This is a genomic window from Sphingomonas sp. CL5.1 (genome assembly GCF_013344685.1).
Lineage (GTDB): Bacteria > Pseudomonadota > Alphaproteobacteria > Sphingomonadales > Sphingomonadaceae > Sphingomonas.
Genome location: NZ_CP050137.1, coordinates 432,192 through 454,446, shown reverse-complemented (window position 1 = coordinate 454,446; position 22,255 = coordinate 432,192). Strand labels below are relative to the sequence as shown.

26 protein-coding genes are annotated in these 22,255 nt (G+C 63.4%); 16 read left to right on the top strand and 10 right to left on the bottom strand.

Features of this window, described 5'->3' with window-relative positions; genetic code table 11:
* The first annotated feature begins 165 nt into the window (after positions 1 to 165).
* Positions 166 to 453, top strand: coding sequence for a DUF2285 domain-containing protein (locus tag F9288_RS02130; RefSeq protein ID WP_100650301.1), 288 nt, complete (start codon positions 166 to 168; stop codon positions 451 to 453).
* A 127-nt stretch (positions 454 to 580) separates the two neighbouring features.
* On the opposite strand, the gene F9288_RS02125 is transcribed toward F9288_RS02130, so the two are convergent.
* From F9288_RS02125 to F9288_RS02115, 4 genes are all read right to left on the bottom strand, one after another.
* Positions 581 to 1,114 carry a GNAT family N-acetyltransferase gene (locus tag F9288_RS02125; RefSeq protein ID WP_171379746.1) on the bottom strand — a complete coding sequence of 178 codons (534 nt, stop codon included), beginning with the start codon at positions 1,112 to 1,114 and terminating at the stop codon, positions 581 to 583.
* Between the two features lie 267 nt (positions 1,115 to 1,381).
* Positions 1,382 to 2,017, bottom strand: a complete 636-nt coding sequence (locus tag F9288_RS02120) for a DUF2285 domain-containing protein (protein WP_254621037.1) — start codon at positions 2,015 to 2,017, stop codon at positions 1,382 to 1,384.
* Complete coding sequence (locus F9288_RS22345; RefSeq protein ID WP_368076196.1) at positions 1,950 to 2,165, bottom strand: DUF6499 domain-containing protein; 216 nt, start codon at positions 2,163 to 2,165, stop codon at positions 1,950 to 1,952. Before F9288_RS22345 ends, F9288_RS02120 begins: the two co-directional genes overlap by 68 nt.
* A gap of 200 nt (positions 2,166 to 2,365) precedes the next feature.
* The gene (locus F9288_RS02115; RefSeq protein ID WP_174835049.1) at positions 2,366 to 2,896 is read right to left on the bottom strand and encodes an antirestriction protein ArdA; all 531 of its coding nucleotides are present in this window, start codon (positions 2,894 to 2,896) and stop codon (positions 2,366 to 2,368) included.
* Between the two features lie 416 nt (positions 2,897 to 3,312).
* On the opposite strand from F9288_RS02115, the gene F9288_RS02110 reads away from it, so the two are divergent.
* The gene (locus F9288_RS02110) at positions 3,313 to 5,112 is read left to right on the top strand and encodes an AAA family ATPase (protein ID WP_174835048.1); all 1,800 of its coding nucleotides are present in this window, start codon (positions 3,313 to 3,315) and stop codon (positions 5,110 to 5,112) included.
* Positions 5,112 to 6,344, top strand: coding sequence for a hypothetical protein (locus tag F9288_RS02105; protein ID WP_174835047.1), 1,233 nt, complete (start codon positions 5,112 to 5,114; stop codon positions 6,342 to 6,344). Before F9288_RS02110 ends, F9288_RS02105 begins: the two co-directional genes overlap by 1 nt.
* On the opposite strand, the gene F9288_RS02100 is transcribed toward F9288_RS02105, so the two are convergent.
* Together F9288_RS02100 and F9288_RS02095 are read right to left on the bottom strand one after the other, a co-directional pair.
* Positions 6,289 to 7,551 (bottom strand): site-specific DNA-methyltransferase, encoded by a 1,263-nt coding sequence (locus F9288_RS02100; protein WP_174835046.1) that lies wholly within the window; start codon positions 7,549 to 7,551, stop codon positions 6,289 to 6,291. The genes F9288_RS02105 and F9288_RS02100 overlap by 56 nt on opposite strands.
* 118 nt (positions 7,552 to 7,669) lie before the next feature.
* A complete protein-coding gene (locus F9288_RS02095) occupies positions 7,670 to 9,964 on the bottom strand; it encodes an AAA family ATPase (RefSeq protein WP_174835045.1) in 2,295 nt (764 codons plus the stop codon).
* A gap of 349 nt (positions 9,965 to 10,313) precedes the next feature.
* Between F9288_RS02095 and F9288_RS02090 the strand changes: the two genes are divergently transcribed.
* The 13 genes from F9288_RS02090 to F9288_RS02035 all read left to right on the top strand — a co-directional run bounded on the left by F9288_RS02090 (position 10,314) and on the right by F9288_RS02035 (position 19,649).
* Entirely contained in the window at positions 10,314 to 10,757 is a 444-nt protein-coding gene (locus F9288_RS02090) for a DUF1778 domain-containing protein (protein WP_254621036.1), read from the top strand.
* Positions 10,745 to 11,275: a GNAT family N-acetyltransferase gene (locus F9288_RS02085; RefSeq protein ID WP_174835044.1), complete on the top strand. Its 531-nt coding sequence runs from the start codon at positions 10,745 to 10,747 to the stop codon at positions 11,273 to 11,275. The genes F9288_RS02090 and F9288_RS02085 overlap by 13 nt, the downstream gene beginning before the upstream one ends.
* Positions 11,276 to 11,546: 271 nt before the next feature.
* Complete coding sequence (locus tag F9288_RS22020; protein WP_254621035.1) at positions 11,547 to 11,948, top strand: MBL fold metallo-hydrolase; 402 nt, start codon at positions 11,547 to 11,549, stop codon at positions 11,946 to 11,948.
* Positions 11,945 to 12,379: a hypothetical protein gene (locus F9288_RS22015; protein WP_254621034.1), complete on the top strand. Its 435-nt coding sequence runs from the start codon at positions 11,945 to 11,947 to the stop codon at positions 12,377 to 12,379. Before F9288_RS22020 ends, F9288_RS22015 begins: the two co-directional genes overlap by 4 nt.
* 209 nt (positions 12,380 to 12,588) lie before the next feature.
* Complete coding sequence (locus F9288_RS02075) at positions 12,589 to 13,398, top strand: phosphatase PAP2 family protein (protein ID WP_174835043.1); 810 nt, start codon at positions 12,589 to 12,591, stop codon at positions 13,396 to 13,398.
* A gap of 13 nt (positions 13,399 to 13,411) precedes the next feature.
* Entirely contained in the window at positions 13,412 to 13,819 is a 408-nt protein-coding gene (locus F9288_RS02070) for a GNAT family acetyltransferase (RefSeq protein ID WP_174835042.1), read from the top strand.
* A gap of 6 nt (positions 13,820 to 13,825) precedes the next feature.
* Positions 13,826 to 14,167, top strand: a complete 342-nt coding sequence (locus F9288_RS02065; RefSeq protein ID WP_174835041.1) for an ArsC family reductase — start codon at positions 13,826 to 13,828, stop codon at positions 14,165 to 14,167.
* A 47-nt stretch (positions 14,168 to 14,214) separates the two neighbouring features.
* On the top strand, positions 14,215 to 14,667 hold the full coding sequence (locus F9288_RS02060; protein ID WP_254621033.1) for a hypothetical protein: 453 nt from the start codon (positions 14,215 to 14,217) through the stop codon (positions 14,665 to 14,667).
* Between the two features lie 46 nt (positions 14,668 to 14,713).
* The gene (gene panB, locus F9288_RS02055) at positions 14,714 to 15,571 is read left to right on the top strand and encodes a 3-methyl-2-oxobutanoate hydroxymethyltransferase (RefSeq protein WP_174835040.1); all 858 of its coding nucleotides are present in this window, start codon (positions 14,714 to 14,716) and stop codon (positions 15,569 to 15,571) included.
* Between the two features lie 67 nt (positions 15,572 to 15,638).
* Entirely contained in the window at positions 15,639 to 16,358 is a 720-nt protein-coding gene (locus F9288_RS02050; RefSeq protein ID WP_174835039.1) for a tetratricopeptide repeat protein, read from the top strand.
* A complete protein-coding gene (locus tag F9288_RS02045; RefSeq protein ID WP_174835038.1) occupies positions 16,358 to 17,683 on the top strand; it encodes a PQQ-like beta-propeller repeat protein in 1,326 nt (441 codons plus the stop codon). The genes F9288_RS02050 and F9288_RS02045 overlap by 1 nt, the downstream gene beginning before the upstream one ends.
* A 48-nt stretch (positions 17,684 to 17,731) precedes the next feature.
* The gene (gene der / locus F9288_RS02040; protein ID WP_174835037.1) at positions 17,732 to 19,102 is read left to right on the top strand and encodes a ribosome biogenesis GTPase Der; all 1,371 of its coding nucleotides are present in this window, start codon (positions 17,732 to 17,734) and stop codon (positions 19,100 to 19,102) included.
* 115 nt (positions 19,103 to 19,217) lie between these two features.
* Positions 19,218 to 19,649, top strand: a complete 432-nt coding sequence (locus tag F9288_RS02035; protein WP_174835036.1) for an Hpt domain-containing protein — start codon at positions 19,218 to 19,220, stop codon at positions 19,647 to 19,649.
* A 40-nt stretch (positions 19,650 to 19,689) separates the two neighbouring features.
* On the opposite strand, the gene bfr is transcribed toward F9288_RS02035, so the two are convergent.
* The 4 genes from bfr to F9288_RS02015 form a co-directional block, all read right to left on the bottom strand.
* Complete coding sequence (gene bfr / locus F9288_RS02030) at positions 19,690 to 20,169, bottom strand: bacterioferritin (RefSeq protein WP_174835035.1); 480 nt, start codon at positions 20,167 to 20,169, stop codon at positions 19,690 to 19,692.
* Positions 20,170 to 20,269: 100 nt separating this feature from the next.
* Positions 20,270 to 20,440 (bottom strand): bacterioferritin-associated ferredoxin, encoded by a 171-nt coding sequence (locus F9288_RS02025; RefSeq protein ID WP_174838769.1) that lies wholly within the window; start codon positions 20,438 to 20,440, stop codon positions 20,270 to 20,272.
* A 33-nt stretch (positions 20,441 to 20,473) separates the two neighbouring features.
* Positions 20,474 to 21,775, bottom strand: coding sequence for a DUF418 domain-containing protein (locus tag F9288_RS02020; protein ID WP_174835034.1), 1,302 nt, complete (start codon positions 21,773 to 21,775; stop codon positions 20,474 to 20,476).
* Positions 21,772 to 22,227 carry a hypothetical protein gene (locus F9288_RS02015; RefSeq protein ID WP_174835033.1) on the bottom strand — a complete coding sequence of 152 codons (456 nt, stop codon included), beginning with the start codon at positions 22,225 to 22,227 and terminating at the stop codon, positions 21,772 to 21,774. The genes F9288_RS02020 and F9288_RS02015 overlap by 4 nt, the downstream gene beginning before the upstream one ends.
* Positions 22,228 to 22,255: the final 28 nt, after the last annotated feature.

Genomic DNA, 22,255 nt, shown 5'->3' with positions numbered 1-22,255 from the left:
CCTTGACCCTATGGTCGGGGAGCCCTTGGCGCATGTTCAGGGCTTCTCGCCTAAAGGCCATGGGGCCGTCCAACACGGTTACTAACTCCCCGATCACCAAGAGTCAGAGAGCATCGTTTGCGGAGGCGCACCGCAGACAAACCCTCTCGGATAAGGGGAGTGGACATGCGAGTGCCTGTCGAACTCGATCCCGATGTGGACGACGAAGCGCCAGCCGGCGACGCTATAACCGCCTATGACGAACGCCACTACGTTACCTATCTGCGCCTTCTCGATGCGAAGGCCGAGGGCGCGGACTGGAAGGAAGTCGCGCGGATCGTGCTGCACCGCGATCCGGCAGCCGAGGAACTTCGGACCTATCGTTGCTGGCAAAGCCACCTCGAACGCGCGCAATGGCTATCGCGTGAGGGCTATCGTAAGATTCTGGAACAGGCGGCAGCTAACAAGGCGTGAGCATCGGCGGTTTTCAGTTTACTTCACCTCGGAAGCTTTGGAATTTCACGATATCCGGCCGGCAGGAATCGACCTCATCGCTGACGTTTCGAGTGGCTTTGTCACGTCCTAAAAGTTGATATGCCTCTCAATTGTTGGCCCATTCTGAACAGGTCAACTCATACGTTACCTCGCCGTGCTCCGTGCCGGGTATGGGGTCGGGAAAATCCAAGAAATCCGTCCGCGTGTGTTTCATACCAACCTTCTCCATTACACGGCGCGACCCTTGGTTGACCGCCATTGTATTGGCCACAATCTTGTCATATCCCGCGACCTCGAAGCCCCAACCGATAAGAGCCAAAGCTCCTTCAGTTGCCAGCCCCTGACCCCAAGCCTCCCGGCGCAGTCGATATCCGATCTGAGCTAACGCCCTCCCTTTCGGCAACAAGCAGAACCAGCCGACAAACTCGTCATCCGCATTGCGTCGCGCTGTCCAGACGTTCGGCTCGGTTCCTCGTGGCATGAGAAACGGCGCGGTCGTCGAATCGATCCTGTCATGATCAACCGCACCATTGTTAAGAAACCGCATCACTTCTGGGTCAAGCTCTAGCTGGATGAAGTTAACACGATCCACCGGAGTGCAAGGACTGAGAATCAAACGCAGCGTCTTTAGTAAGGTCATGGAAAATTTCCTCAAAATAAATTTCAGGCATGGTCGTGAGAAAACATGGATTAAGCAACGAGTTATTCAGTTGAGAAGCCGCCTTGCCGTTCTTGACACATGAAGCAGTTTGTTAGATCCACTCCATTCCTGCTGAAGTTCTCGTAGGAATTCTAAAGTCCGCAACATTTCCCCGAGGGCTGGCTTTCCGGTTCTTTTCGTATCGCACCTCTTTGTTGCAACGGGCAGTAAGCTTGCGACTTGCAACAAGACGGTGCTCGCTAACGATCAACGCTTGCCGGGCTTGATAGGGTAGTGGAGCAGCAGGCGATAGCCGCCCCGCATCATCTTGATACCGTGCGCGACCAAGCGGCGAGCTTTGTTCTTGCGCGGATCGTTCTCGAAATCCTCCTTAGTGCCTCGAAAGCCGAGCAGGACTTCGGCGATGGTGCGATAGCTCTCGCCATGCAGCCGAGCGTCGAGCGCGCGCAGCGACAGGATATGCCATTGCCGGAGCTGGGCAGGGACCGCGCGGAAATCGGGACCGGGTGCCCGGCCGTTGAGGGACCGCCAGAAACGGCGGGCAGCGTGAGCGCGAAGCTCCAGAAAGGAATCCATCGGCAGGGTGACGGCATAGAAGGCGGCGGCGTCGGGAGTCGCCTCGGGAAGCCAGAATTGATGTGTGACGCCATCAACCTGCCAGATACCATGCCAGCCATCGGCAGCGCGGCGCAGATCAAGGCCGGCGAGATGAGCCAGCGTCAATATCGGTTCGGTGTCGCCGTCCTTATGCTCGACCGGCGACAGCATCACCGCTTGCGGTTGAAGGTTCGGACTCCAGATTGGCGTCGGCCAGTCATGCGGCGCGTCGGGATCGCACGGGAAATCGCAACCCCCAGCGATCCGCGAACGCTTCAAGGTCACGGCCGGACGGTCCTCCGGTTAGTGCGATGGTCTGGAACTCCTGACGATAATCGTCATTCCGGCGCAGATATTCCCAAGCGAAACCGGCGGCCGAAATGTGCTTCGCGTGCCTGTATGCCACCGGCGAACGCCAGTCGATGCGTAGCATGGCGTCACCTCCCAAAGCCGGGGCGCGCAAGGCAGCGCCCAGCCCCTAGAGGTTCAAAGATCGCTAGAAATATAGAAGCTGCTCAAAGCAGATACGTTGAGCGGCTAACTCGATCATTCTTGGTTGTTTTCTGCTTAACACTATTTCGATGATTCCGCGAGACGCCCGCCCGCAAAAGTGCGGGCAAGGCGCTTCGGCGGTTATTGGCTGGAAAACACATGCACCTCGTCATGTGCGGTTTCGACTGTGAAAAACTCACCGTTCATTTCAGCGTCACGGGCCATTGCTTTCCAATCAATGTAGTAGCGCAGCGCCTCGGGGATCGTGATGCCGCTTTCAGCGGTCAAGTCCTCCATGAAGTCGGCAAGGCTGGCGAACTTGCCATGATAGCAGTCCCGCAAAGCGGTTTCGGCTTCGTCCATGTCACCGACGAACTGCTCCAGCAAGCCCGCGCCTAGCGCGCCATGCTCGGCGATGAAAGCGCCCATGCGTGCCACGGTGTCGATGCCGGCATATTCCTTGATGCTGACGCCCTCGAAACCCTCATAGTCACGAATGGCGTATTCCTCCGCGCCCTTGATCGGTGAGCGCGCAAGCATCGCGGCAATCTCGTCCTTGATTTCGTCCGCGTCCTGATCCGCGTCGATCCAAGCCCCATGCAGATAGCCGTTATTGTAGGCAGCAAGGCAGGCGACATAGATGCGGGGATTGCTGTCGGAAAGGTTGGTCATGTCTCTGATCCTCGGGTTTGGGGTTCAGAGCAGCGAAGCGCCGCTCCTGAACCCTTGCCCGGCGGCGAGCCACGGGTAGCAAGGCGCAGGAAAAGTCTTTGGCACCGTGGAATAAATGGAGGGGACCCGCTTACGGGGAGCGGGCCGTTTATGCCGCGAAAGGCCGGAGAGTTTTCTTGCGCCGCGCGAGGGCAACGCCCTTAGCGACTCTTCCGTCGTGTTCAGCAAAGACACAGCACTAGCCGCGTTGACGGGGTCCGGGCGGGCAAGGCTGTGTTAGAACTTCGGTCATCGGTTGATTAAGAATCCCAAAACCTAATCTTTTTGGTAGGAGTCGGAGAAAGTGCGGGGAATCAGGAAGAGATCATTTGCTGCTGCCTCGTATTTGGGCAGCAACCACAGGACGCGGAGTGACAATGGCTAAGGGGCAAGAGAACCGGCAGAAAGTCTTCAGTTGGTTCAGCACGTTTCTACGCGATCAGAATCTTCTATTCCAAAGACCCGGCTCAAAGGGCGGAAGCAATCTTGGGAATCACACTATCGACGCGCAGACGGGCAATTGGGGCAACCTCGGCTATTCCAAAGGCAAACCGCCGCGCTGGTTGTTTCAAGTTGATCTGAACTCCGTTCCGGTTGTGGCTCGGCTGCCCGAAGGGGCGGAAGAGGCCAGCATTGGCGGCGTCAATACGGCGCAGGGCCAGTCTGCCGCTGTGACGGTACGAATCCTACCGCTGCTCCAAACCGGTCCTGATGCATTTGAGCGCGCCGATGAGTTTGAGGTGGCGGGGTTGTTCGTGTTTCACGGCCCGTTGCAGCCGGCGGGATCGTCCTCCGATCCAGTCAATTTCAACGTCGCCAATGGATCGCTATTCCGTGTCTTCAAAGAAGAAGACCCCGAGACGGGCGAAACCAAGCGCGTCCGGGTGGATTCTCCATACATTTTCGCCGCGCTTATCGGACTACTTCCAAGGAACGAGGCCAAGCAAGTCGAGATCGGCGGCGCTCCGGTGGCGATCACCTATGGGGAAGTGGTGGACGCGCTCCAAGCCGCGATTACGGCCCATCCACAGGGCGGGGCAGCAGGGCCAATCGCCGTCTACGATCTTAGCGATGATAATGAAGCGGCGAGGCTTAGGGCTGAATTGACGGCTGCATGGGATGGCGCCGGTCCGCCGCCTCAAGTAGCGCGCGTAGCCCAGCAGGACTCGGCGGAAGAAGAGGATGAGGGAATCCTTGAGATCGACCCCGCGACATTGAACATCCCGGAGAACACAGACCTTCTTGGCGTTGATCCGTCCGTGTACCGCCAAATCAACGCTCTGCTGCGGTCGGGCAAACAGCACATTATGCTCTATGGTCCGCCCGGCACTGGCAAGACGACACTGGCGCGGTGGATCGCCGACAATCTGCCGGGCGGCGAATGGACTCTGGTGACGGGTTCTTCGGATTGGAGTTCGCAGGACATTATCGGCGGCTATCAGCCGGTCGGCGATGGTGATGTGGATTTTGTGCCGGGTATATTGCTACGGGATTTCGACCGGCCGTTCATTATCGACGAACTGAACCGCTGTGATATCGACAAAGTGATCGGGCCACTGTTCACGGTGTTGTCGGGCCAGCAGACAACGCTGCCCTACCGAACCGACATTACCGATAAGAACAGCCAGCCCTATGTGATCCTGCCGAAGGCGAAGCCTGGAGGGGCGGGAGATCATGAATTCTCGCCGGGTGCGGCGTGGCGATTGATTGCCACGATCAATTCCATCGACAAGGCATCGCTCTATCAGATGTCCTATGCCCTCAGCCGCCGCTTCGGCTGGGTCTACGTCGATGCGCCCGGCGATCTGCGGGGATTCATCGCCGCGTTCATCGCGAAGACAGACCCTGCTGCGCCCGTTCCGGCGGCGGGCGACTCCTGCCCGCTTGCCGATGTCTGGACCGCGATCAACTCGGCGCGCGTGATTGGTTCTGCTCCGATCATCGACGCGATAGCCGCGATCCGTCAGCTTGTGCCGGACGAAGCCTTTTTCGGCCCGGCCAGTGACGCGATGCGCAGCGCCGCGCTCGACGCGCTTGATATGGTACTGCTGCCGATGCTGGATGGCATCGTGCTTCAGGACGCGCACAATATCGCCGATGCGACCGCTACAGCGTTCGCGCTTTCAGCCGATCAGGCGGCGCGGGTCAAAAGCAGGCTAGAAGCGGTGGCGATCTAATGACCATAGATGCGGCCATAGTCGATTATTCGGCGGGGCTGCTGCTGCGGTATTTCAGGGGCGGCGCGCAGATTGATGGCGAGGTTCCGCGCCTCGATCAGCGCCGCGACGTTGATATTCTCAAAGGCCATTGGGCGATGTCCGCGCCGGTCCGGGCGTTGGTGGGGTATCTTGCCGCGCGCCCGCACGAGGCGCAGGCGCTGCTGACCTATCGGGAACGGGTGGATGATGCTGTGGCGCGCGGACGGATCGATGCGCGTAAGACGTGGCTCTATCGCCAGCAGACAGGCCTGCCCTCCGCTCTTGTCACACATGAGCCGGTGCGGAGCTTCAATACAGGGCCGAACATGCTGCTAGCGTGGGTATTGCGCGAAGCTGCGGCCTATACGGCGCGGCTGCTATCGTGGCAGGGTGACAATTCTCCGTATCTGCCGATGATCGAGGCGGCGCAGACGCAAATGCGTCGCGTCCAGAGGATCGAGGCGCTGCGCGAGCCGCTCAAGGCCGTATCGCTCGGCCGGCGTCCGAACGCCGGCGCAGTGCGGGATTCAGCGCGGTCGCGCCGCCCGCTCTACCGCAAGGCTGTTGAAGCCTACCGTCTTCTGCAAGGGTTGGAACGCGGCGACGTAGAGGCAATGGATCGCGTAGCGCGATCTGCGCTGATCGCGCCGCTGGAGGATTGGCGTCGGTTCGAGCTGGCGGTTGGGCTGGCTATTGGCGAGGCGCTGGCGCGCGCCAGCGGCGGGACGCTGCACCTACACCTTCTCGGTTCCGACTCGTCGGGCCCTATCGTGACGGCGGGGCGCTTTGCAGTCTATTGGCAGCAAATCACCAAGTACCACGTACCCGCTCCGCTGGAGTCTTCGGAAGCGGCGGTGCGCGATGCGCTGCGAGATTACGGGATTGCCACCGGAACGGAGCGCCCCGATTTGGTCGTGGTGGACCGCGAAGCGGGTGCCGCTGCAGCGGTGGTCGAAGTCAAATACATCGCGGGGGATACGGCAGCCGTGCGCTTTCGCGAGGCCGTTGACCAAGTTGTTCGATATGGCCGGAGCTATGCGTCAGCGGATGCTACCGGCCCCCTCTTAGAACGATCACTGGTGGCGCTATCACGCAATGCACCGGTGCGCGTGGGGCACGCGGCACCGGCACCGTTCTGCGTGGATTTTGCGGCCATTACGCAGCCGCACGGGCTCGACGCTTGGGCTGAGGCTGTGACGCTGCATCTTTAGCCGATGGAGGACGCTTGGCTCCGCCATCGGCGAACAGCGGCACTTCGTCCTCGTCAACTGGTACGGCGCATGGCGGCGCGATCTCATAGGTGACGGGGCGATCTTTCAGCAACAGCGCAGGCCGTGGCGTGAAGCGTGCTAGCGCGCCGTTCAGGTATTCCTCCGACATTTCGCAACAGACCCATTTCCGCTCTAACGCCTCAGCAACCGCGCCGGTGACGCAGGAACCTCCGAAGGGATCAAGCACGGTGTCACCCTTGTTGGTGAGAAAGCGGATGAAATACTCAGGTAACTGCGGCGGGAAACGGGCCGGATGGATCGGGATATTGTTGTCGCGGCAATGTTCCTGATACCGGCTGGTCGATTCGGTATTGGCAATTGCGAGCAGGTTGGGCGGCACGGAGCCGCCGTTATCCTTCTGAAACTTGCTGGAAATGTCGTGCCCTGACGGGCGCAGCTTGGCAACGTAGCCGTTGCGCAACAGGTCCTGCATTGACTTGCTGTAGGGCGCAAGGATGCGGCGGTTGTTGGCCTTTGGGAATGGCGTCTTAGATAGCCACCACACCGTGTTCACCGCGTCCTTCACGCGAACACGCCGCACGTTCACCCATTCAGCGGGAGTGGGCAGCTTGGCCGGATTCCACCAATAATGCTCTTGGCATAGGTGGAAGCCGTATTCTTCCACCAACATGACCAGCAGCTTGAAGTGGTAGAGGCTACGTGTGGGCTGGCCCGGTACCCATGCGCCACCAATATCGATGACAAGACTGCCGTCGTCCTTCAGAACACGCTTGAAGCCTTCCGCAAAAGGACGAAACCAGTTGCAATACTCGTCGGCGTCCTCGTTGCCATAGCTCTTTTTCCGAACCAACCCAAAGGGCGGGCTAGTCATTATAAGGTCCACGCTTGCCGGCTTCGTGCCATTGAACAAATAGGCGCGCGAATCGCCCCATATCATTTCGCCGAAGACGGTCTTGTGGAACGAGCGGATCAGCCGTTTGGGAAAGCGGGTGCCGAAGTTCTCTACTGCATCGGGGCCAGCGGCCTGCTGGCCGGCAAGGACCTGATTGTGAAGGAAGCGAACATATTCGCTGACATTGGAGAAGCCCATGCCTTCGGCCATGTCCTCGAACGAGGCACGTTCCTCCTCGGTAAGACGGACCGGCGTAATGGCTGATCGTGGATTATTTGCTTTTGGCCGCCCCATGCTTGTCCCTTCTCGACTCAGATACGAGAACAGGATAGCTCGGAGGTTTTTGTATCACAAGAACAAAGAGATCTTTTTTGTAATACGGAAAGCGCCTGCGACCAAGGTTCTTAGTCGCTCAGTGCCGTGCCGTGAACCGGAGCGTGCGCTGCGCATAGTCGAGCAGCTCCTGATCGTTGATCGCCGCCGTTTGCCATGCCCGGTTGCTGTCGTGGTGGAAACGGTTGGCATAGTTCAAAAGCCGCTCCAGTTCAGCAATGTCAGCCGCGTTCAGAACCTCCGTGGCCTGTCCAAATCGTTGACGGCATACGTTGATGAATGATCCAAGCAGGCTCCCCGGTGGGAACAGTGCCGGATAGGCAATACGCATATAGGCTTCGAGGATCGGCCGGAGAGCCTCGGCGACGGCGCGTTCGTTCGCTGCATTGGCGGACTGAATATAAGCGCTTACCAAAGCGTGCCGCTTGTCGTGTTCGGTGATGCAATCCTGATGCACGTCCCACACGGCCAGTGTGGAACCGTTGCCGTCGCGACTGATCCGCAACGCAGAGCGCGTTTGCCTGTCCGCTCCTTCCCACATTTGGCACAGGAACGGTTTGGAGTGCGACAGGACAATAACCTGACGCACGCGGCCTACCAGAGCACGCAGTTCGAGGATCGTCGCAAGCGAGCGATGCTCATCAAGGCTGGTCATCGGGTCGTCTATGACCACGATCTTGTCGGCAAGATTGGAGTCTTGCTCCAGCGAGGCAAAAAAGAACGCCAGCGCCAGCGTGTTGCGGTCGCCCGCGCTAAGGGTTGTGCGGAAGGATGGCCCGCCATTGGCGGTCAGCCCGACCGCGACGTTATTGATGACGACGCTATAGCTGGCAGATGATCCTGCTCGCGTATTGATCGAGCCAACCGCGCCCAGCCGGAAACCGGCATTGAAGCGGCCAAGGTAGTCGTTGATCGACCGCTCGTAAGCTGGGAAAATGGTGGTGCGATACTGGTCGAGTGCAGCTCTTGCCGCAGTACGCAAACGCTCGGATTCGGCCTTAGCCTCCTTCTCCGCAGCATAGGCATCGCAGGCGGCATTGAGCGGCGGCATATGGCGAGCCTTGACCGCCTGCAACCGGGCAAGGTCGGCGGTGAGCGTGGCGGCATTGGCCACGGCGGCCTGTTCTTTGACCAGAGCGATCTGGCCATTGCAGACGGCCAGCGTGGCGGACACGGCGTCAATCGCCTCGGCGTCGCGTGCGAATGCCTCGACTGCGGCGGTAGCTTCGGCTGGCAGAGTCATCGCTTCAAGGGGTGCCGCCGCCTTGGCTCGCAGTGTCGTCAACACTGCATCGCGCGCCGCCGTCCAGTTGCGCAGAATGGCGGCGGTGTCCACGTTGATGTCAGGCACGTCCATGAAGCCGCGCCAGAAATCGCGGGTCTGCACCGCGACGCGCACCGCGCGCTCAAACGCCGCCTGAATCTCGCCGCTGTGTGAGTCGGCGATTCCCTTGCCTGTGTCGATAATGGCGGATTTCAGCCCGTTGTAGGCGTCGCTGAAATATATCTCGTAGTGGCGAATAAGCGGCGAGCCCGCGAGGTCTTGTGCGCAGAATGGGCAGGCGTCGCCATCCTGCCCTTCGCTTGCGCCCGAGATGCGCGACATGCCTTCGCCGATCCATGCCTCGCCACCGCGTCCGAGCCTCTGCAAATGCACCCGCACCCGCGCGGCTGTCTCAGCCTGCACGTCCGGTAGCGTGTGCGCCAGCACCTCCGCGACGGCAGTAAGATCGAAGCCCGGCAATGATAGCGGCAGGAACGAATCACGTTGACGTATGGCGTCGGCAGCCTGCGCAGCGGCAAGGTTGCGCTCGGCGTCCTGAACCCGCGCGTCGATGACGTCATCGGCTGGCAAGGCGCAAAAGGCGTCCACGGTTAGGCCAGCGCGCTGGGCGGCGGGGATCGCCGCCTCGCGTGCGCGTAGATCGCGATTATGCTGCTCAATCGCGGCTACATAACGTTGCAGTTCCGTGTTGAGTGCGACGCCCCGCGCACCAAGGATCAGCTCATGTAGGTTCTGGCGGTGCGAGCTTTCGATCTCGATGCCGGAACAGACATTTGCGGACACAAAAGCGTCATCGAACACCGCGACACGCGGCAACGGCGCAACCCATGCACCATTCTGATAAATGACCTGATTGCCGCCAACGGTAAGGACGACATGCGGTGGATGGGCAGCACCAAGCCTATGCCGGTCCTCGATTAGCGCGGCGTCGCCAATGCTGAGCGACCGGAGGATGGCGGCAAGCGTGGTTTTGCCGCGCCCGTTCTCGGCATAAACCAGTGTCAACGGCGTCAGCGCAATTTGCGCGCCGGCGTTGACGGAATCAAACTGGCCGACATTGCGAAGCAACTGAAAACGTTCAACCGTCACGGCATCCCCCCAACGCGCCGACCTACAGCCAGTTTTGTGAGCGTTAATCGGATGGAAAACTCGACCGCTCTCATTTAAGCTAGCATATGTTCTCAGTATGTTCTATATGGATATTACTAAGCCAGTCACAATCGAACTTCCGCTCGATTTTATAGGGCTATAGCGTAGACGTAGTTGTTATCTTCGCCCGGTGCGCCGGCCGGAGGCGAACGCGCTACCACATTGCGCTGTAGAGAGCCGCAGGGCCGCCAGTGACAAAGCCCCGGCGCTCTGGCGCCGGGACAGCTTTTGTAAAGAGCCACAGCCATGCGTTAGGGTTTGAAGCCGAACTGCGAAACGCGCCAAAGGCGTGGTTCTGGGCGAAGCCGAGCGCCCCGCTCGAAGGACAAAACCCACCTTTCTTACAATCGTTCGTATTGACAGTGTGGATACAACCTCCCATATTCCGATCATGGCAAAAACACGTCTCGCCCCTTCCGAATCTTCCCGCTCTGCGACCGCTGCCGTCGCCGTGCGCGCCTCTGCGACCGACACCAAGGGTAGCATCAATCTGCGTATCGAAACCGGCACGCGCCAGCTCATTGACGATGCTGCGGCAGTCCTCGGCAAGACGCGCACCGAGTTCATGGTGGAAAGCGCACGGCGGCAAGCGGTGGATGTGCTGCTCGACCAGCGTTTGTTCACGCTAGACTCCGAACGCTACGACGCCTTCATGCAGGCGCTCGACAACCCGCCTGCGCCGGGACCGAAGCTCAAGGCGTTGCTGCGTCGGACCCCGGCATGGCAGAAATAGACGACACGCCGGACCATCCTGAATTGCGACTGTCTGCCCCCATACCTCTGACGACAGAGCATGATCTTTCGGCGTTCGACTGCGGCGAGCCTGTCCTGAACGACTGGCTGCGCCATCGCGCCTTGAAGAACGAAAGCCGGTTCTCGCGCACCTATGTCGTGTGCGCAGGCAATCGGGTCGTCGGCTACTTCTGTATCTCGGCCGGATCGGTTGAACGCAGCGCGGCTCCCGGCAAGATGCGGCGTAACGCGCCCGACCTGATTCCGGTTTCGATTATCGGGCGGCTCGCCGTTAGCCTCGACCATGCGGGCAAGGGCCTCGGTATGGACCTTTTGTCGGACGCGCTGCGGCGGATTGCAGTCGCCTCGCAAAGCATCGGCATAGGGGCCGTGCTTGTCCAAGCGAAGGATGAAGCGGCCAAACGCTTCTATCTGCGCTGTGCGGAGTTCATAGAGTATCCCGAGGACAGCCGAACGCTGTTCCTGCCCATCGAAACCGTTGTCGCGGGTTTTGGTTAGGTGCGGCAGCTCTTGAGGATAGCTAACGAAGCACCGTGACGGTATAATCCTGTTTCATCGAGCACATTCTCCGAGTCGATGCCAAACTGCTGGCAGTTCCCGTCTCCAGCGATAGATGACGAAATGTCGAACTTCATCGCCAGCCCAAAAAGCTCAATAATTTCAAGATCGAACTTTTCTGACGGTAGGCTTGACGGTATCTCGACATGCGAAAAAATATTTTCGCATTATTTTTCAACTCAGTAGGTTATCTCAAAATAATCGAGTGGGAGTGACGCGGACTCGCGGCAAGATGCTGGCTGCGGCGCTGCTCGCGCTCGCCGCGCCTGCTGCCGCCGTTTCCAATCCGCCCGCATGGACCCGCTCGATCGCGCCGTTCCACCTGATCGGCCCGATCGATTATGTCGGCACCGAAGGGCTGGCGGCCTATCTGATCCACACCAGCGCCGGCGCTATCCTGATCGACGCGCCGATGGCGGAGAATGCCGCGCGGCTGGAAAGGAATATCGCCGCGCGGGGGAAGCTGCGCGACGTGAAGCTGATCCTGCTCAGCCATGCGCATTTCGATCACGCCGGCGGCCTCGCCGCGCTCAAGCGCGCGACCGGGTCGGCGCGCGCGACGCCCGCGCGGTCGAGACCGGCACGCCGCCGGGCGAGACGAGCTACGGCGTGATCCGCTTTCCGGCCGCGCATGTCGATCGCGCCATCCGAGATGGCGAGACGGTGACGCTCGGCGGCGTGACGCTGACGGCGGTGGCGACGCCCGGCCACACGCCGGGCTGCACGAGCTGGAAGATGCGCATTGCCGATGGCGGCGTGCCGCGCGAGGTGCTGTTCGCGTGCAGCATCACGGTGGCGGGTAACCGGTTGGTCGATAACCGCGCCTATCCCGGTATCGTCGGCGATTTCCGCCGCAGCTTCGACCGGCTCGCGCGCGAGAAGGCGGATTTGGTGTTGCCGTTCCACCCGGAGACGGTCGACGTACTCGGCCGTGCGAGGCGGCGGGCGCTGGTCGATCCCACGGTACTGCCAAAAATGGTGCGGGATGCGCGAACCGCGTTCGACGCCGATCTGGCAAGGCAACAGAACCGGCATCGGGACTGACGTCCTTTACCGCGAATTAAGGCGGTTCGCCCATGCTGCCGGCAATGGACCGGGCAACCTTGCGGCGCGCAGGCCGCGCTCTCGCGCATTTTTCAAGGTCGCGGAATCTGTTCGAGCGCCATGCGCTTCCGGTCTATGGACTGTGCTTGCTCGGCGCCGGTATCGCCGCGTGCGCCGTGGCGACCGGCCGGTTCGACTATGATCCCGCCATGCTGGCCGATGTGCTGCAATCCGCCGGTGTGGGGCTCGCATTTGCCTATGCGGTGAGGTGGATCGGCTTCGTGAAGATCGCGGATCTGCTCGAACAATCGACGTTGCTGCCGCTTGCCGGTGTCGTCTTCGCCTTTTACTCGATTGTTGTCGCGTCGTTCAACGCGCCGATCGCGGACGGGATGCTGGCGCGAATGGATCGGGAATTTCTCGCGCTGGACAGGGCGCGCGCGATAGACCTGCTGATGGCGTCGGGCAGGATCAAGTTCATATGGGCGTGGATCTACAACAGCTTGAAGTTCACGCCCGCTATTCTGCTGGCGGCATTGGTGCTTTCCGGCGAACGCGCGCGCGCCTGGGCGATTCTTACCGCCCTTATCGCGACGGCCTTCGTATGCATCGCCTTCATCGCGCTCATGCCCGCTTACGGGAATCCGCCATTCCCCTATGAGTTCGTGGATGTCCTGAACGGCGCGCGTAACGGCACGGTGCGGACATTCGATTTTTCCGTCGTCACCGGCATGGTCACGTTCCCGAGCATGCACGCGGCCGATGCGGTCATCCTCGCCTGCGCGTTCGGATGGCTCGGCCGCTGGGCGATACCGCTGGTGGTGCTCAATGCCCTGATGTTCGTATCAGCCCTGACGGTCGGAGGACATTACGCGGTCGACCTGATCGCGGGTGGCCTGATCGGCGCGATCATGCTGGCGCTGTCGCTGCGGCTGCATGGCGAGGCGGGGCGTGCCGTGCGACCCCCGGCGCTATCCGCGCCTCGCTTCCTGTCCGCGCGGACCTTAGTGTCCGGATAGCGGAGGGAATGGGATGATTGCGGAGGCTTCTCTTGCCGATGAGGCAGAATTGGTCGTTCTATGGGAAGTCTGCGGGCTGACCCGCCCGTGGAATCCGCCGGCGCGCGATATCGCGCGGGCGCTTGGCGGCCCCGCCTCGACCATCCTCGTCGCGCGTCGCGAGGGGGCGGTCACCGGAAGCGTGATGGTGGGGCATGACGGGCATCGCGGCTGGGTCTATTACCTTGCCGTCGCGCCGGATGCGCGCCGCACTGGGCTGGGGCGCGCGCTGATGCAGGCCGCCGAGGCGTGGCTGCGCGAGCGCGGCGCGCCGAAGCTGCAACTGATGGTGCGTGCCGGCAACGAAGAGGTGCTGGCCTTCTATCGCGCGCTGGGCTTTGTCGATCAACCGGTTGCGGTGCTCGGCCGTTTCCTCGATTGAGGGAGAATGACAACACTCTACGGCATCCCCAATTGCGACACGGTGAAGAAGGCGCGCGCGTGGCTCGACCAGCGTGGCGTTGCTTACGCCTTCCACGACTATAAGAAGGCCGGTGTGGACGAGGCGGCGTTGCGCGGCTGGGTGGCGCGGGTCGGATGGGAGAAACTGCTCAACCGCGCCGGCACCACCTTTCGCAAGCTGCCGGACGAGGCGAAGGCCGGTCTCGACGCGGAAAAGGCGATCGGGCTGATGCTCGCCAACCCTTCGGCAATCAAGCGCCCGGTGGTGACGAAGGGCGACGCGTTGCTCGTCGGCTTCGATGCCGCGCAATATGAAACGCTTGTGTAACGGATAGTTACGGCGCACATTCTTCTCCGGACGTGGGGGGAAGACGGATGAGCCAGTTCGCGACGCGCGTGCCCTTGTGGTTCCGTATTGCCGCCCTTCTGCTGGTCGCGTGGGGCGCGATGGGCGTTTTCGCCTGCGTCCAGCAATTCCGCCTCGGCGCCGATGCGATGGGCGACGCCACCGCTTATGATCGCGCGCTCTATGCCGCGCTGCCGGGCTGGTACAATTGGGTCTATGCACTGGCGGTGGGTAGCGGATTCGCGGGCGCGGTGGCGCTGCTGCTCGGCAAGGCTGCGGCGCGGCCGCTGTTCATCGTGTCGCTCGTCGCGGTGATCGTCCAGTTCGGCTACCTGTTCGCGACCACCGACATCATCGCCAGCAAGGGCCTGTGGGTGGCCTATTTCCCGCTGGCCATCGTCGCGGTGGCGTTGTTCGAGCTGTGGCTCGCCGGGGTGGCGATCCGCAGGGGCTGGGTGCGGCGCGGGCGCTGGGTGCGGTAGCGCGCGGGCTGGCATTGCGGCTGATGAACCTCTAAGCCTGCCGCCCATGTCCACGACCTTCACGATCGACAGCTCCACCAGCCGGGCGACACCCGTCTCGGCGCCGATGAAGCGCGTCACCGTCCCCGCTGTGCGCAAGCGCAAGGGGGCGGAGCCGCTGGTGATGCTTACCGCCTATACGGTGCGCAACGCGCAATTGTTCGATCCGCATTGCGACCTGCTGCTGGTCGGTGACAGCCTGGGACAGGTGATCTACGGCTTGCCGTCCACTGTCCCCGTGACGCTGGAGATGATGGCGGCGCACGGCGCGGCGGTGGTGCGCGGCAGCTATCATGCGATGGTGGTGATCGACATGCCGTTCGGCAGCTATGAGGCGTCGCCCGAAAAGGCTTTCGAGAGCGCCGCGTGGCTGCTCAAGCAGACCGGCGCGGCGGCGGTGAAGCTGGAAGGCGGGGCGGCGATGGCGCCGACCGTCAAGTTCCTCGTCGATCGCGGCATTCCGGTGATGGGCCATGTCGGGCTGACGCCGCAGGCGGTGAACATGCTCGGCGGCTATGGCGCGCGCGGGCGGACGCAGGAGGAAGCGGCGAAGATCATCGACGATGGCCAGGCGATCGACCGTGCCGGCGCCTTCGCGATGGTGGTGGAGGGCGTGGTCGAGCCGATCGCGATCGAGCTGACCCGCACGGTGGAATGCGTGACGATCGGCATCGGCGCGTCGGCGCATTGCGACGGACAGGTACTGGTGGCCGAGGACATGCTCGGCCTGTTCGAGCGCACGCCGCGTTTCGTGAAGCGGTACGGCGACATGGCGAGCTTCGTCTCGGGCTGCGCCGAGGCCTATGCGGACGAGGTCCGCTCGCGCGCTTTCCCCGGCCCGGCGCAGACCTATCAGCCGAAATAGCAAGCCGCTTCCGTTTCTCCCGGCGCATCGCTAAACAGACGCGCTTTTCCAGTATCCGGAGTTCGCCTTGGCCCTGACGCCGCAAAGCAATGAAGCGTTCCTGCGTGAAGTCGATGACGAGTTGCGCCGGGATCAGGCGCTCGATTTCTGGCGGCGGTACGGCCGGTGGCTGATCGCGGCGATCATCCTTGCGCTGGGGGCGTTCGCGGGACTTCTGTTCTGGCAGAACCAGCAGGGCAAGGCGGCCGAGCGGCAGGGTGAGCAGCTTCAGGCCGCCTTCGACGATCTCGGCGCGGGCAAGCCCGATGCCTCCGCCAAGACGCTGGCGGAACTGGCGCAGTCCAAGTCCGATGGCTATCGCGCGGTGGCGCGCTTCACCCAGGCGGATATCGCGCTGCGCAAGAACGACCTGAAGGGCGCGGCGCAGCAATTCGCGGCGGTCGCCGGCGACCAGTCGATGGCCAAGCCGTTCCGCGATCTCGCGCTGATCCGCCAGACCAATGCCGAGTTCGACACGCTCAAGCCCGATGTCGTCGTCAGCCGGTTGCGTGGGCTGGCGATCGCCGGCAATCCCTATTTCGGCAGCGCGGGCGAGCTGGTTGCGATCGCCTATCTGAAGCAGGGGCGGCGCGATCTCGCGGGGCAGCTCTTCGGCCAGATCGCGGCATCGGAGCAGGTGCCGCCCTCGATCCGTCAACGCGCGGTTCAGATGGCCGGGGTATTGAACACCGACAAGACCGGCACGGACAACGGCGCGACGGGCGGCAACGAGAAGGCCAAGCAGTAATGAAGAAGGTTCTGGCTGCGCCGCTGGTGATCGCCGCGCTCGTTGGCTTGAGCGGCTGCGGCATATTCAAGGGCCACGGCCCGAAGAAGACGCCGACGCTGGGCGAGCGCATCCCCATCCTCGTTTCGGAAAACGGCGCGGCGGTCGATCCGTCGATGTCGGGCGTGGCTGTGACGCTGCCGCCGGCCACGGCGAATGACGCCTGGGCGCAGCCGGGCGGCAATGCGGCGAAGAACATGGGCAACCTCGCGCTCGCCGCCTCGCCGACGCGGGCATGGAGCGCGCGGATCGACGGTGGATCGAGCCGGCAGCGGCTAGGCGCGGCGCCGGTGGTGGCCGAGGGCAAGCTGTTCGCGGTCGATGTCGATGCCGTGGTCCATGCCTTCCGCGCCGACACCGGCGCGGTGCTGTGGACCGCGCCGCTCGCCACCGGCAAGAAGAACAGCGCGGCGCGCTTCGGCGGCGGCGTCTCCTATGACGACGGCAAGGTCTTCGCGACCGACGGGCTGGGCGACGTGGTGGCGCTGAACGCGGCGGACGGCGCGGTGGTGTGGCGCGCCAAGCCGGGCGGCCCGCTGCGCGGCGCGCCGACCGTCGCCGGCGGCCAGATCTATGTGCTGAGCCAGGACAACCAGCTTTTCGCGCTGGGCGAAGCGGACGGCAAGGTCATCTGGGCGGAATCCGGTAGCCTCGAATCGCAAGGCGTGTTCGGCGTCGCGGCGCCGGCGGTTGCCTCCGGCACGGTGGTCGCCGGCTTCTCGTCGGGCGAGCTTAGCGCCTATCGCTACGAGAACGGGCGCACCTTGTGGCAGGATGCGCTGTCGCGCACCTCAATCTCCACCTCGGTTTCCAGCCTTGCCGATATCGATGCCGATCCGGTGATCGCCGACGGCCGCGCTTATGCGGTCGGGCAGGGCGGGCGCATGGTCGCGCTGGAGATTTCCACCGGCCAGCGCCTGTGGGAGCAGAATCTCGCCGGCACCTCCACGCCGTGGCTGGCAGGCGAGTGGCTGTTCGTCATCACCGACGATGCGCGGCTGATCTGCCTGTCGCGCGCCAACGGCAAGGTGCGCTGGATCTCGCAGCTTCGCGGCTACAAGAACGTCAAGAAGAAGTCCGGCGCCTATGTGTGGTTCGGCCCGGTGCTGGCGGGCGACAAATTGTGGCTGACCAACACCCGCGGCGAGATCGTCGGCATTTCGCCCACCGACGGCAAGGTCGTCACCACCATCCGGCAAGGCGCGGAATTGAGCCTGCCGCCGGTAGTGGCCAATTCGACGCTCTACGTTCTCGACCAGAAGGGGCACATCACCGCATATCGGTGATGCCCGCCCATAGGTGACGGGCGCGCGCATTGCGGCTATTGCGCCGCGATGCCGCTTCCCATCGTCGCGATCGTCGGCCGACCCAATGTCGGTAAATCGACCCTGTTCAACCGCCTTGTCGGCAAGAAGCTGGCGCTGGTGGACGACCGTCCCGGCGTCACGCGCGACCGGCGCGAGGGGGACGCGCATCTGCTCGGCCTCGATTTCCGCGTCGTGGACACGGCTGGCTATGAGGACGAGGACCCCAATACGCTCCCCGGCCGGATGCGCCGCCAGACCGAGGCGGCGGTGAAGGCAGCCGACGTCGCGCTGTTCCTGATCGACGCGCGCGCCGGCATCGTCCCGCTCGATGAGGAGATCGCCCGCTGGCTGCGCGGATCGACCACGCCGATCATCCTCGTCGCGAACAAGGTGGAGGGGCGCTCGGGCGATCAGGGCGTGCTCGAATCGCTCGCGCTCGGCTTCGGCGATCCGGTGCAGCTTTCGGCCGAGCATGGCGAGGGCGTCGCGGACTTGTTCGAGGCGCTGCTGCCGCATCTGGAGCGCGCGGAGGAGGAAACGGACGCGGAGGAGGATGAGGAAGCGGACGACGCGCCGCTGAAGCTCGCCATCGTCGGCCGCCCCAATGCCGGCAAGTCGACGCTGGTCAACCGGATGCTCGGCGAGGATCGCATGATCACCGGCCCGGAAGCCGGCATCACGCGCGATTCGATCGCGATCGACTGGACGTGGAACGGCCCCGACGGCCCGCGCGCGGTGCGGCTGATCGACACCGCCGGGATGCGCAAGCGCGCCAAGGTGCAGGACAAGCTGGAGAAGCTCTCGGTGGCCGACGCGCTCCACGCGGTCGATTTCGCCGAGGTGGTGGTGCTGCTGCTCGACGCGACGCTGGGGCTGGAGGCGCAGGACCTGCGCATCGCCGACAAGGTGCTGTCGGAAGGCCGCGCGCTGCTGATCGCGCTCAACAAATGGGATGTCGCGGCCGACCCTTCGTCGCTGTTCAACGGCGTGCGCAAGGCGCTGGAGGACGGCCTCAGCCAGGTGAAGGGCGTGCCGCTGCTCACCGTCTCGGCGGTGACGGGCAAAGGCATCGACCAGCTTCTCGCCGCCGCCTTCGAGACGCGCGCCGCATGGTCGCGCCGCGTGCCGACCGGCGAGCTGAACCGCTGGTTCGAGCGCGCGATCGAGGCCAATCCGCCGCCCGCGCCCGGCGGCAAGCGCATCAAGATGCGCTATGTGACGCAGGTGAAATCGCGCCCGCCGAGCTTCGTCATCTTCGGCACGCGCGTCGATCAGCTTCCCGCCAGCTACGAACGCTATCTGATGAACAGCCTGCGCCGCGACCTTGGCTTCGGGGCGGTGCCGGTGCGCCTGACGCTGCGCGCGCCGCGCAATCCGTTCACGCAGGGCAAGGGGTAGAGCGGGCATCGCCGCACGAAAGTTTCCCGAGGCTAACCCATGGTTACGTGGTGTTTACGATCTTCGGTTAGCTATCGCATCGGACGCCGCAACGCGGGCACGGAGGGAGACGGGGGTGTCGTTCGAAGGCTCCACGCTGGTCGACTGGAATGTTTTTGCGCGTGCCCGCACGGAGCTGGGCGCGGGCTTCATCCGCATCCTGGGCTATTTCCGCGAGGACGGCGTGAAGTCGCTCGCGGCGATCGAGGAGGCGGCGCAGGCGCAGAACGCCGCCGCGATGGTGATCCCCGCCCATACATTGAAGGGCGAATCCCTCCAGTTCGGGGCGGAGCCGCTGGCCGCGCTGGCGGAATCGATCGAGCTGGCCGCGCGCTATTGCGTCGAGACGCGCGACGCGCCGACCGGACTGATCGAGGATATCGTCAAATTGCGCCCGCTGTTCGAGCAGACGCTGGCGCTGCTGGAGCGGGAAACGAACCCGCTGGCGGAGCGCCGCCCCGTCGCCTTCGGCCGCCGCCCCGCTCCGGGAGGCTTCGGCCAGGCGTGACGCCGCGCCGCCCGCTAGGGCCAAGGCGCGACGCAACCCGTTACTCGTCCTCGCTCTTGGCGTTGAGCTGGATGTAGTTCTGCAAGCCCATCCGTTCGATCATGTCGAACTGGCGCTCCAGCGTATCGACATGCTCCTCCTCGCTTTCGAGGATCTTGGTGAACAGGTCGCGGCTGACGTAATCCTTCACTTCCTCGCAATGCGCGACCGCGCCCTTGAGCTGGGCCACCGCCTCCAGCTCGAGCGCCAGATCGGCCTTCAGCACTTCCTCCACCGATTCGCCGATGCGCAGCCGGCCGAGAAGCTGGAAGTTCGGCAGCCCGTCCAGGAACAGGATGCGCTCCGCCAGCCAGTCGGCGTGCTTCATCTCGTCGATCGATTCGTGGCGCTCGAACGCGGCGAGCTTCTTCACGCCCCAATGGTCGAGCAGGCGGTGGTGCAACCAATATTGATTGATAGCGGTCAGCTCGTTCTTCAGCGTCTCGTTGAGCAGTTCGATGACGCGCGGGTCGCCCTTCATTTCTTCATGTCTCCGGTTGAAGCATCTATTCTACCGCGCGGCGGATAGCTGCGGCAACCGGAAAAATGGCGGATTTCTGCGGTTTTCCTTGCTGCGACTGTTACGCAGCAGCGCGTTCCTGATCGATAATGGATCGCGCATACGTCACGCACTGGCCGCATTTCGGCTGACGGCCGAGCGAGCGATAAGCCTGACAGGTCGTCTTCGATCCGGCGCGCGCGGCCTCGCGCACCTCGGCTTCACGAATGGCATTGCACACGCAGACGACCATGCGGCTCTCCTTGGCTCTGCCGATCATCTATCGTTACTGCGATGCGCTCGCAAGTGCTTTTGCGGATGGTTCGCAATTACGCGACCGCCGCATCGGCTGCCATCTGCCGCGCGCGATGCTGCGCCAGAGCCATTCGCACGGGCCATAAGCGAATCGGCCCAGCCACGGTTTCGACCACAGCAGCATCAGCGCCCAGACCGCCAGCACCACCGGATAGAGCTGCCACCGTTCAAGCCGCCCGAACCAGCCCAGCCCGTAGCCGTAGAACAGCGACGTGCAGACGATGCTGGTGCCGAGATAGTTGCTGAACGCCATCCGCCCGGCGGCGGCGATCCGCGCGGTCAGCCATCGCGCGCGCGCCGAGGTGACGAGCAGGATGACGAGCGCGGCATGGGCCAGCGCCATCCACGGTCGCAGCAGCACGAGATGCAGCGGCTCGCTGAGGATCAGCACGATCGGATCGAACCGCGTCCGCGTCAGCCACAATGCCAGCACGGCATAAGGCGGGATGGTGAGCGCATAGCCGCCGATCGCCACGCCCCAATAAGCGCGGCGCGGCCATGCGCCGGAGAAGAAGCCGGCGCGGAACAGCGTCATGCCGAGCAGCATCAGCCCAAGCGTCTCGGGGAGCATCCCCGGCATCACCTGCGTCTCGAGAAAGGTCGCCTCGCGCGCGCGGGCGGAGGCGATCTCGCGCCAGCCGCCGCGATAGGTGGCGATCTCGCTCGCGGCGGGCGGATGCGGCGGCACCAGCGCGGCGCGATAGCTCGCCCATTGCGCGCGCACCGCCTCGCTCGCGTTCGGCGCGGCGGCGACCGCCTCGAACCGCCGCGTGTCGATATAGTCGAGCACGCCGACCGCGAGCTGCCACATCAGCAGCCCCGCCGCCGCCCCGGCGAGCAGCCGCGCCGGCCAGCGCCACAATGCGAACAGCAGCGCGCCGCACACCGCGTAGAGCGTCAAGATGTCGCCGGCCCAGATCAGGTAGGCATGGACGAGGCCGATCGCGAACAGGCTCGCCATCCGCGCATGATGCACCCGCGCCGGGCTGGCGCCGCCCGCCAGCGCGCGCTCCGCGACAAGCAGGGTGGAGGCGCCGAACAACATCGTGAACAGCCCGCGCATCTTCCCGTCGGCGAGCACATAGACGATCGCCCACGCCCACCAGTTCGCCCCGCTCGCGCCGCCGGCGAAATCAGGGTCGACATAGGCATAGGCGGGCAGCGCGAACGAGACGATGTTGAGCAGCAGGATGCCCATCACCGCGACCCCGCGCACCGCGTCCAGCGTCGCGATCCGTGCGGGCGGCGGCGCTCCGCCGGGAAGGGCGCTCACCGCCGCGCGATGAAGGCGATGGGCAGGCCGACCAGCACGACGTGGCAGAACAATTGCGTCACGACCCCCGCCGTCGATGGCATCACGCCGAAGCGCAGCGGCACGACGATCAGGTTCATCGCGACGAAGGTGACGAGGCCGTAGCTGATGCCGGCCAGGGCGGGTTGCCGCCGCAGCCATGCCATCCGGTCAGCCGCCAGCACGAACGCCGCCGCCATCACCGCCATCAGCGCATAATGGACGGCCAGCCCGAGCAATGCGACCGGCAGCCCGCGCACCGGCACGCCGGGAAACGGCCCCGATGCGACATAGGCCAGCATCTCCGAAATGGTGCGCCTGCCGTAGAACAGCGTCAGCCCGATCGCGGCGAGGATATCAAGCGTCCCGGCGACGAGCGTCGCCTTCGCGATGCGGCTACCGGCGGAGGAGGGCGCGGAGAAGGTCTGCTGCATGGCGCGAATATAGAACGGGCTGATTCCG